An 8,922-nucleotide genomic window follows, 5' to 3' on the forward strand; every position below is an offset into this window, starting at 1 on the left:
CCAGCTGGCGCAGGCGGTCACCGACCCCAAGGCGCCCTGGCCACACTCAGTCAAGCCAGGAGACTCACCCCATGAAGCGTCCTTACGCAGCCCTCGCGGCAACCCTCGCCCTGTCCCTCAGTGCCTTCGCGGCCGTGGCTCATGCCGATGAACCCAAGCCCCAGGAAAAATGCTTCGGCGTGGCCCTGGCCGGTGCCAACGATTGCGCCGCAGGCGCTGGCACCTCGTGCGCCGCCACCTCCACCACCGACTACCAGGGCAACGCCTGGGTGCTGGTGGACAAAGGCACCTGCACCCAGATCAAGACCCCTAAAGGCTTCGGCAGCCTGACGGAGCAGCCGTGATCCAGCGCCTGCTCCCCGAAGCCCTGCTGTTGCTGGTGGCGCGGGTGGCGATTGCGGCGGTGTTCTTCCTGTCGGGGCGCACCAAGGTCACGGGGTTTCTTGAGCTCAAGCCGTCGACCTACACCCTGTTCCGTTCGGAGTACGCCTTGCCGTTGATCCCGCCGGACTGGGCTGCGCACCTGGCGACTTATGCCGAGCACCTGTTCCCGCTGTTGCTGGTGCTGGGCCTGCTGACCCGTCCGGCCGCCGCCGCGCTGCTGGGCATGACCCTGGTGATCGAGGTGTTTGTGTACCCCGCCGCCTGGCCGGTGCACCTGACCTGGGCGGGCTTGTTGTTGCCGCTGCTGGCGTACGGCGGTGGGGCCTGGTCGTTGGACCGCCTGATCTTGGGCAAACGTTCTTAACTTTGATGGAGATTTCCAATGCGTATGCTTTCTTCCCTGGCCATTGCTATGGCCCTGACTGTCCCGATGCTGGCCCAGGCGGCCGATGCTCCGCAGCCTGGCACCGGTAAAAGCGTGGTGATCGTGCCCGGTTCGTTTGTCGACGGTTCCGGCTGGCGTGTGGTGCACGACATCCTGATTCACAAGGGCTACAAGGTCACCGTGGTGCACCAGGGCCACGAGAGCCTGGCCGCCGATGTGGCCGAGACCCGCGAAGTACTGGAGCAGCAAGTCGGCCCGGTGGTGCTGGTGGGTCACAGCTCCGGTGGCGGGGTGATCTCGATTGCCGGCGACCGCGACAAGGTCAAGTCGCTGGTCTACGTCTCGGCGTTGCAGCCGGAAGTGGGCGAGAACATGGCCCAGTTGATCGGCTCGATGCCGGCGCCCAGCGATGACATCAAGGCCAGCCGCGACGGTCATCTGTTCTTCGACCGCACCAAATTCAACGCCGACTTTGCGGCCGACCTGACCACCAACCGCACCGACTTCATGGCCGCCTCCCAAGTGCCGGCGACCACTGCCTTGTTCGGCGGCACCGTGTGGGCCGCGGCCTGGCACAAAAAACCGACCTACGCCGTGGTCTCCACCGAAGACCGTGCCCTGAGCCCGGACCTGCAACGCTGGATGTACAAGCGCGCCGGTTCCAAGGTCACCGAAATCAAGGCCAGCCACTCGGTGTACATCTCCCAGCCTGAGGCTGTGGCGAAGGTCATCGAAGACGCTGCGTCCGTTATCAAGTAATTCACCCCAACCCCGGAGAAACACCCATGAACACTGCACTCAAATCCCGTCTGAGCCTCGCTGCCGCTGCTGCCCTGATCGCCATGGCTTCGGCTTCGTTCGCCACCGCTGCCAGCGCTGCTGATCAGCAGGAAAAACCCGGCCGCTGCTACGGCGTCAACACCTGCAAAGGCACCAGCCTGTGCGCCACCGCCAAGAACGACTGCAAAGGCCTCAATAGCTGCAAGGGCGAAGGCGTGATCGTCAAGACCCCGTCCGAGTGTCTCAAGGCCGGCGGCACCCTGACCGAACCGAAGTAATCCACCCGGCGGGCCCTGTGTGGGCTCGCCACTTATTCTTTGCGGAGATCCGCCATGTCGACATCCAACCCGCACTTTTCAGGCTACGGCCTGGGCCTGCGCAAGGAGCATTACTGCGACTTCCTGGAGACCTCGGTGCCCGTGGATTTCGTCGAAGTGATCTCCGAAAACTTCATGGTCGCGGGCGGTCAGCCCCGGCACATTTTACGTCAGGTGCGCGAGCGCTACCCGTTGGCGCTGCACGGTGTGTCCATGTCCATCGGCACCGCCGAAGGGCTGGACGGGGATTACTTGAAGCGCCTCAAGTCGCTGGTAGACGAGGTTGAACCGCTGTTCGTGTCCGACCACCTGAGTTGGTCGCGCAGCGGTGGCTTCAACTCCCATGACTTGCTGCCAGTGCCGTACACCGAGGAGGCACTGGACCGGGTCTGCGCCAACATCCAGCAAGCCCAGGACGTGCTGGGCCGCACCATGCTGTTCGAGAACCCGTCGAGTTACCTGGCGTTCGAAGGCGCCTCCATGACCGAGTGGGAATTTATCGCGGCCATGGCCCAGCGCACCGGCTGTGAACTGCTGCTGGACGTCAACAATGTGTTCGTCAGTGCCAGCAACCACGGTTTCGACGCACAGGCGTTTCTCAAAGGTATTCCCGCCGAACGTGTGCGCCAGGTGCACCTGGCTGGCCACAGTCAAGGCCGTGACATCTTGATCGACAGCCATGACAGCCCGGTGTGCACCGGCGTCTGGGAGCTGTACGCCCAGGCCATGACCCGGCTGGGCCCGGTGGCGACCATGATCGAGCGCGACGATGAGATCCCGCCACTGGCCGAGCTGCTCCAGGAATTGGCCACGGCCCGGACGTTGGGAGCGCAACGATGAACCTGGCACAGCTACAACAGACCTTTCGCAGCTGGTTGGTGAGTGCCTCGGATGAATCCGCGCAGGCGCTGGGCAATCATCACGCCGGCCTGGCGGTGTACCAGAACAACTACCGCGCGCAGTTGGTCGGGTGCCTGGAACAGGCATTTCCCAACCTGCGCCGTTGGGTCGGGGAAGAGGCCTTCCTGGCGGCGAGCATCACCCATATCGACAACCATCCGCCCCACGCCTGGACGCTGGACGCGTATCCGGAGGGCTTCTACGCCACCTTGAAGGCGGTGTTCCCGCGCAACCCGGATGTGCATGAACTGGCCTGGATCGAGTCGGCCCTGAATGAAGCCTTTGTTGCCGCCGATGCACAGCCGTTGGCCCTGGAGGTCCTGGCCGAACTGGATTGGGACACAGCCGTGTTGCAGTTGACGCCGTCGTTGCGCTGCCACGCCCTGAGCACCAATGCCGAGGCCATCTGGTCGGCGCTGTGGCAGGAAGCGACCGCGCCGGAAGCGGTGATGCTGGAACAGGCGGGTGGCTTGCTGGTGTGGCGACGCCAATTCACGTCGCGTTTGCGCCAGGTGGATGCGCTGGAACTACTGGCCGTGCAACAGCTACAGGCCGACGGCAGTTTCGCCGGGCTGTGTGAGTTCCTGGTGCAGCGCCTGGGGGAAGAAGCGGGTGTGATGCAGGCAGGGGAATACCTGGCCGGTTGGCTGGGCAGTGAATTAATAGTGGGAGTCCGTCATGTTTGATCGTCGTGGTTTTTTGCTGTTGGCAGCAGTGGTGATGGCCGCTCCGGCATTGGCCGTGCAGCAGGTGAGCACCGATGACGGTGAGATCCGTTATGAAGCGTTCGGGCCGGAGGAGGGCCGGGCGATCATCTTGCTGGCGGCGGATGTGAACGCTTTTGCCACGGTCAGCGGACCGTTGGCGGCCCAAGGTTTCCGGGTGATCGTCCCCAACCTGCGCGGGCAGGACGAGGCAGCGCAAGGCCAGGATGTGCTGGAGCTGATGAACGCGCTGCATATCCCCGAGGCGGTGTTGGCGGGTGTGGAGGCGGGTGGGCGCGTGGCCGTGCGTGCCGCTGGGTTGAAACCGAGCCGCTGTGTGGGCCTGGTCACCTTGAACAGCGCACCTCAGGCCGGTTTCGCCGAAGCGGTAGAGGTAATGGCCAAGACCGGGCACTGGCGAACATGAAAATACTGACAGCCAGCCAATCCAGCACTGAAAAAATTCGCCGCAGCCCTTAATCTAAACGCCTTTGTCACCTGCGCGGATTGTCCATGTCTTCTGTTGCCGATGGGTTGCCCCTCAATAAACGCCTGCCGGCCGTGATGGCGATCTCCCTGGGGATCGGCATGGCGACCCTGGACACAGCCATCGTCAACACGGCGTTGCCGACCCTGGCCGAGGGGATTGGCACCGATTCCGCCTCGGTGATCTGGGTGGTGAACGCCTACCAGTTGGCGATCATCGCCACGGTGCTGCCATTTGCGTCCCTCAGTGATGTGCTGGGGCATCGCCGGGTGTATCTCGGCGGGTTGCTGCTGTTTATTGTCTCGTCGCTGTTTTGCGGGCTGGCCGGCTCGCTGGTCACCCTGACGGCGGCGCGGGTGGTGCAGGGGCTGGGCGCGGCGGCGATCATGAGCGTGAACACGGCGCTGCTGCGGCATATCTATCCGTCAAAAATGCTCGGTCGGGGACTGGGTTACAACTCGCTGGTGGTGGGGTTGGCGTTTACCCTGGGGCCGACCGCGGCATCGGCGATTCTGTCGGTGGCGACCTGGCACTGGCTGTACCTGATCAACGTGCCCTTGGGTTTGCTGGCGCTGGCGTTGGGCCTGCGCTCGTTGCCAACCCTGCCGATGACCGGGCATGCGTTCGATCGCCTTGCCGCTGTGTTGTGCGCGGGGCTGTTTGCCTTGTTGGTGTTGGGTTTGGGCACGGCGGTGCACGGCGCCCAGGGCGCGTTGACCTTGGGCCTGATCGCCGTGGCGCTGGTGTGCGGTGCATTGCTGCTGCGGCGCCAGGCCGGGCACCCGGCGCCGATGCTTGCGCTGGACCTGTTCAAGCGCCCGGTGTTTGCCTTGTCTTCCCTTACCGCTATTTGCGCGTTCAGTGCCCAGGGCCTGGCGTTTGTGTCGCTGCCGTTCCTGTTGCAGGCGGTGCTGGGGCATAGCCAGGTGGAAACCGGTTTCCTCATGACGCCGTGGCCCGCGGTCGTGGCAGTAATGGCGCTGGTGGCGGGGCGCCTGGCCGACCGCGTGAACCTGGGCGTGCTGTGCGGCATCGGCTTGTTGATGCTCAGTGTGGGGATGGCCGCGCTGGCAGCACTGAACAGTGGCGCCTCGGCGTTTGATATCGGCTGGCGCATGGCGCTGTGTGGGGCCGGTTTCGGCTTTTTCCAATCGCCCAACCTCAAGGCCTTGATGACCAGTGCGCCGTTGGCCCGCAGCGGCGGCGCGAGTGGCATCGTGGCGATTTCGCGGTTGTTGGGCCAGACGTTGGGCGCGTCGTTGGTGGCCTTGTGTTTCCACCTGTCCCTGGGCAGCGGACCGCAATATGCACTGTGGCTGGGCTGCGGGTTTGCCTTGGTCGGTGCGGTGGCCAGTGGTCTGCGGTTGTTTCCCTATGGGAAAAAGGGCTGATTAACGCTACCGTGGCGACCTGAATATTTCGGGATGTTTCCAGATTTATGTCCAGCCTGGCCCTCCGCACCGCTGATACCCACTCCCGCCGCGCCGCGCTGACCCTGGCGTTATGCCTGCCCAGCGACGTGTTGCTCTACCTGCTGCTGCCGATGGAATCCCAGGCCTTCGGCATCACCCTGGCCCAGGCCGGTGTGCTGCTGGCGGCCAATCGCCTGGTGCGGATTTTCGGCTACCGCCATGTGCTCAATTTTTACGCGCGTAACGGCGACCGTCTGACCTGCATGATCGCCGCCGGCGCCGCCACCCTGTGCGCCGTGGGCAACTCGCTGCTGTCCGGCTTCGCCGCCTTGCTCTGCCTGCGCCTGGTGTGGGGCCTGTGTTTTGCTGCGTTGAACCTGTCGACCCAAGTATTGGCCACCTCGGAACCCGCCGGTGCCGCACGCCGGGCCGGGCGTTCCCGCGCGCTGATCGCCCTGGGGCCGATGCTGGCGTTGCCCCTGGGCGGCTGGCTGACATTGATGACCGGGCCGCGTCCGATCTTTCTGATTCTGGCCGGCTGCTGCCTGGTGGGCTTGTGGATGGCGCGCGGCTTGCCTACGGTCGGGCATGACTTGCAAAGCACGCCGGGGCGGCGCTTCAAGTGGCCGGACAGCGTGGCAATGTGGTCGTTTATCGAAGGGGTGGCGCTGGACGGCCTGTTTATCTTCGGGCTGTCGATCCAGGCGCAGAAGCTGTTGGGCGGCGATGCGGTGCTGATCGCCGGCGGCCTGATGGCGCTGCGGTACGTCTCGGAAATGCTCCTGAGCCCCCTGGGCGGTCGCGCGGCCCAGCGGTTTGGCGCGACCTCGATGCTGTTGCTGTTTTCGTTCCTGAGTGCCCTGGCCCTGACTGCGTTCGGCAGCTATTGGGTGATTGTCGGCGCGGCGGCGGTGCTGGTGTTGCGTGCGCTGCAACTGCCGCTGGTGACGACATTGGTAGCCGAGCGCAACCCCGGTTCCATGCGCGTGTCGGCGCTGGCTTCAAATGCTGTGTGGCGCGATATCGGCGCAGGCCTCGGGCCCTTGCTCGCCGGCTTGCTGCTGCCGATCGCCTCGGCGCCCTGGGTGTTTGGCCTGGCCGGTGCGGCCATTGCCGTCAGCGCGGTGTTCTGCTGGCGGGCAAAGATTTCCAACTGACGATGTGAGGGTGTGCGTGTCCCATCAAGAAGACTTCGTAGGCGTGCTGGACAAGGCGTATCGACACTGGACCGGCCAGGGACTGCCGGCCCCCGACCACCTCGACCCGCAACAGCGCCTGGCCTGGCTGCACCGCGACGCGCCCTACAGCCTGCTCGCCCATGACGGCGCCGCAGACCCGCGTTTTACCTACGTGAATGACTGCGCGTTGCAGTGCTTCAAATACCCGCGCGAGCGCTTCATCGGCATGCCTTCACGCTTCAGCGCCTCGGAACTTGACCGCGCCGCGCGCCAGGTGCTGCTGGAGCAAGTCACCGCCGATGGCATCGCCGACGGTTACAGCGGCTGGCGCGTAGATGCCTTTGATCAGCCCTTCATGATCCATGCCGGGATAGTGTGGACCCTGCTCGACGACGCCGGGCAACCCTGCGGCCAGGCCGCGCTGTTTTGGCCCGACGCGCAACGCATCGGCGTGCTGGCCTAAGCGCTTTTAAAGGCCTGCAGCCAGGCGGGGTCGAACCGGGTCTGCTCGGGATCGATCCCCAGCGCCTGCATCTTGGCCTTATGCGCCTCGACCTCAGCGACCAGTTGCACCTGGGCGCTGGAGTTGGCGTCCAGCTCATGCATCTGCGTCAGGCCCAAATGATAAAAACGCAGCACCTTGATCGCCGTCGGGTCATTCGCCTGCACCCGCTCAGTGACCTTGTGCATCACATTGGTCACGCTCATCAGGTTGCGCTTGAGCTGCCAGCCATACACCGCCGCCGCCAGCCACGGCTGGCTCCAGAACGGCCCGCGCACCAGCGCCACCGTAATCAGCACCCCGGCGAACACACCGCCGACATTAAAGCGGAAATTATCCCCGCCAGGCTCGCCAAACAGCATCACCGCCAGACTCGACAGCAACATCGCCAAGGCCAGGAACAGCACCGCCACCATCAACGTGCTGCGCCGGGTCTGTTGGCGGAAGGTGACAGGGTCGCAGGGTTTGAGCTCGAACATCCGGTTCATGCCTCCAGAAGGGGCGCGCATCATCTCACGCCTGGGCAAACAAGTTGAACGATGGCGCACGGCGGTTTCTCTAAACCTGTGTAGACCCCTTTGAGGTGAACCATCATGTCCGACTACAACCAGCCACCGCCCGGCACCCCAAACCCTGACCGCACACCCGGAGAAGAAGAGCGCGACAACGATGCGTTGCGCCCCAACGACCCGGCGGAGCGTCAGGACGACGACGTGGAACGCGTCGAGGAAGACCTGGAAAACCTGCATGACAAGGCCCGCCCACTCTGAACGAGGAGAACGCCGTGAGTAACCCACCCAAAGGCCCGGCTTCGGGCGAGCATGCCAGTGGCAAGGATGAACTGGGGTTTGACCCGGATTCGCCGGATGTGGCGGATCCGCAGGTGGACCCTATCGGGCCGGCGATTGCGCCGTTGGATAAGGAGAAGAAACACAAGGATGAGAAAAAGCCGCCTTACGACCCGTTGGGCGACTTGAAGCCTTGAGTCTGTGCGACCTTCCCGCACCTGCATCCTGCAGAAGGTAAGGAGTTCTGCACCAGTCAGTTACTGACCATTGGTCGTCCACATGCCTGACGGCTGTAGCGGGGAACTCGACCGGGAGCTCCTGACCTTCCTGCGCTACGTGTGGAATTTCGACCGTGACTCGCGCTCTGGCATCGAGACGACGCGCCCGGCGGTGGGGCCAGAGGTGCAGACTGTCCAGTTCCAAAATCGCCGGCAAATAGAGGCGTTGCTCAAGGGTTTTCCTGCCGCGCCGCCAGTGTTTTTTGCCAAGCCAGGGAGTACGGATGAACCAGACGGAGATTCAACCGATCACACACCTACCGCCACAGATCGCTGACCTTGAGAACGCGGCGGTGGCTGAGGGTTTCAGGTTTCTTACCCGATTGATCTCGGAGTGGCAGTCAGGCGCCAATCGCTTCGATGCGCCTGGAGAGTGCCTGATGGCAGCTTATTTGAACGAGCGATTGGTGGGGATCGGGGGGCTTTCGGTTGATCCGTATGCTGAAGCCGGTGTTGGGAGGTTGCGACGTGTGTACGTGGTGCCTAGTTCTAGAGGGCAGAATGTTGGTCAGAGGCTGGTGAATGCGCTGCTTGTTCATGCTGCTTTGCACTTTAGAAGCGTGAGGCTTAATACCGATACTGTCGAGGGAAGCGCGTTTTACCTGCGCTGTGGCTTTGTGCGGGTAGAGGATGGGGATGCGACGCATAGGGTGGAGTTGAGTAAAGATTGATTTTGGTAGGTTTCGGCCAAAAGTAGTCATTCCATCCTCTAAAAAATCAGGAGTGGTTCAACATATTCATCGTTCTTAGTAACTAGTTTATTGTAGTGGTCTAATGAAACCGGACACCCATTTAGGCGAGAATGCT

14 protein-coding genes are annotated in these 8,922 nt (G+C 63.3%); 13 read left to right on the top strand and 1 reads right to left on the bottom strand.

Going from position 1 to position 8,922, the window contains the following annotated elements; all coding sequences use genetic code 11:
- Window positions 1–71: 71 nt before the first annotated feature.
- The 10 genes from H096_RS21460 to H096_RS21505 all read left to right on the top strand — a co-directional run bounded on the left by H096_RS21460 (window position 72) and on the right by H096_RS21505 (window position 7,010).
- Window positions 72–344 carry a DUF2282 domain-containing protein gene (locus H096_RS21460; protein ID WP_010209548.1) on the top strand — a complete coding sequence of 91 codons (273 nt, stop codon included), beginning with the start codon at window positions 72–74 and terminating at the stop codon, window positions 342–344.
- Window positions 341–748: a DoxX family protein gene (locus H096_RS21465; RefSeq protein WP_033901356.1), complete on the top strand. Its 408-nt coding sequence runs from the start codon at window positions 341–343 to the stop codon at window positions 746–748. Before H096_RS21460 ends, H096_RS21465 begins: the two co-directional genes overlap by 4 nt.
- A gap of 18 nt (window positions 749–766) precedes the next feature.
- The gene (locus tag H096_RS21470) at window positions 767–1,528 is read left to right on the top strand and encodes an alpha/beta hydrolase (protein WP_033901357.1); all 762 of its coding nucleotides are present in this window, start codon (window positions 767–769) and stop codon (window positions 1,526–1,528) included.
- 26 nt (window positions 1,529–1,554) lie between these two features.
- Entirely contained in the window at window positions 1,555–1,827 is a 273-nt protein-coding gene (locus H096_RS21475) for a hypothetical protein (RefSeq protein WP_016979675.1), read from the top strand.
- Between the two features lie 54 nt (window positions 1,828–1,881).
- Window positions 1,882–2,706, top strand: a complete 825-nt coding sequence (locus tag H096_RS21480; protein ID WP_033901358.1) for a DUF692 domain-containing protein — start codon at window positions 1,882–1,884, stop codon at window positions 2,704–2,706.
- The gene (locus H096_RS21485; RefSeq protein WP_033901359.1) at window positions 2,703–3,452 is read left to right on the top strand and encodes a DNA-binding domain-containing protein; all 750 of its coding nucleotides are present in this window, start codon (window positions 2,703–2,705) and stop codon (window positions 3,450–3,452) included. The genes H096_RS21480 and H096_RS21485 overlap by 4 nt, the downstream gene beginning before the upstream one ends.
- On the top strand, window positions 3,445–3,897 hold the full coding sequence (locus tag H096_RS21490; RefSeq protein WP_051422128.1) for an alpha/beta fold hydrolase: 453 nt from the start codon (window positions 3,445–3,447) through the stop codon (window positions 3,895–3,897). The genes H096_RS21485 and H096_RS21490 overlap by 8 nt, the downstream gene beginning before the upstream one ends.
- An 86-nt stretch (window positions 3,898–3,983) precedes the next feature.
- Entirely contained in the window at window positions 3,984–5,348 is a 1,365-nt protein-coding gene (locus H096_RS21495) for an MFS transporter (protein WP_033901360.1), read from the top strand.
- Window positions 5,349–5,395: 47 nt separating this feature from the next.
- A complete protein-coding gene (locus H096_RS21500; RefSeq protein ID WP_033901361.1) occupies window positions 5,396–6,526 on the top strand; it encodes an MFS transporter in 1,131 nt (376 codons plus the stop codon).
- Window positions 6,527–6,542: 16 nt separating this feature from the next.
- Entirely contained in the window at window positions 6,543–7,010 is a 468-nt protein-coding gene (locus tag H096_RS21505) for an MEKHLA domain-containing protein (protein ID WP_241495522.1), read from the top strand.
- Here the strand turns inward: H096_RS21505 and H096_RS21510 are convergent.
- Window positions 7,007–7,528, bottom strand: coding sequence for a DUF3087 family protein (locus H096_RS21510; protein WP_033901363.1), 522 nt, complete (start codon window positions 7,526–7,528; stop codon window positions 7,007–7,009). The genes H096_RS21505 and H096_RS21510 overlap by 4 nt on opposite strands.
- Window positions 7,529–7,642: 114 nt before the next feature.
- On the opposite strand from H096_RS21510, the gene H096_RS34275 reads away from it, so the two are divergent.
- The 3 genes from H096_RS34275 to H096_RS21520 all read left to right on the top strand — a co-directional run bounded on the left by H096_RS34275 (window position 7,643) and on the right by H096_RS21520 (window position 8,786).
- Window positions 7,643–7,819, top strand: a complete 177-nt coding sequence (locus tag H096_RS34275) for a hypothetical protein (RefSeq protein ID WP_016979666.1) — start codon at window positions 7,643–7,645, stop codon at window positions 7,817–7,819.
- A gap of 14 nt (window positions 7,820–7,833) precedes the next feature.
- Window positions 7,834–8,034, top strand: a complete 201-nt coding sequence (locus tag H096_RS21515; protein WP_033901364.1) for a DUF6021 family protein — start codon at window positions 7,834–7,836, stop codon at window positions 8,032–8,034.
- Window positions 8,035–8,339: 305 nt separating this feature from the next.
- Window positions 8,340–8,786: a GNAT family N-acetyltransferase gene (locus H096_RS21520; protein ID WP_033901365.1), complete on the top strand. Its 447-nt coding sequence runs from the start codon at window positions 8,340–8,342 to the stop codon at window positions 8,784–8,786.
- Window positions 8,787–8,922: the final 136 nt, after the last annotated feature.

This window comes from Pseudomonas sp. FH1, assembly GCF_000510895.2.
GTDB lineage: Bacteria > Pseudomonadota > Gammaproteobacteria > Pseudomonadales > Pseudomonadaceae > Aquipseudomonas > Aquipseudomonas azotoformans_A.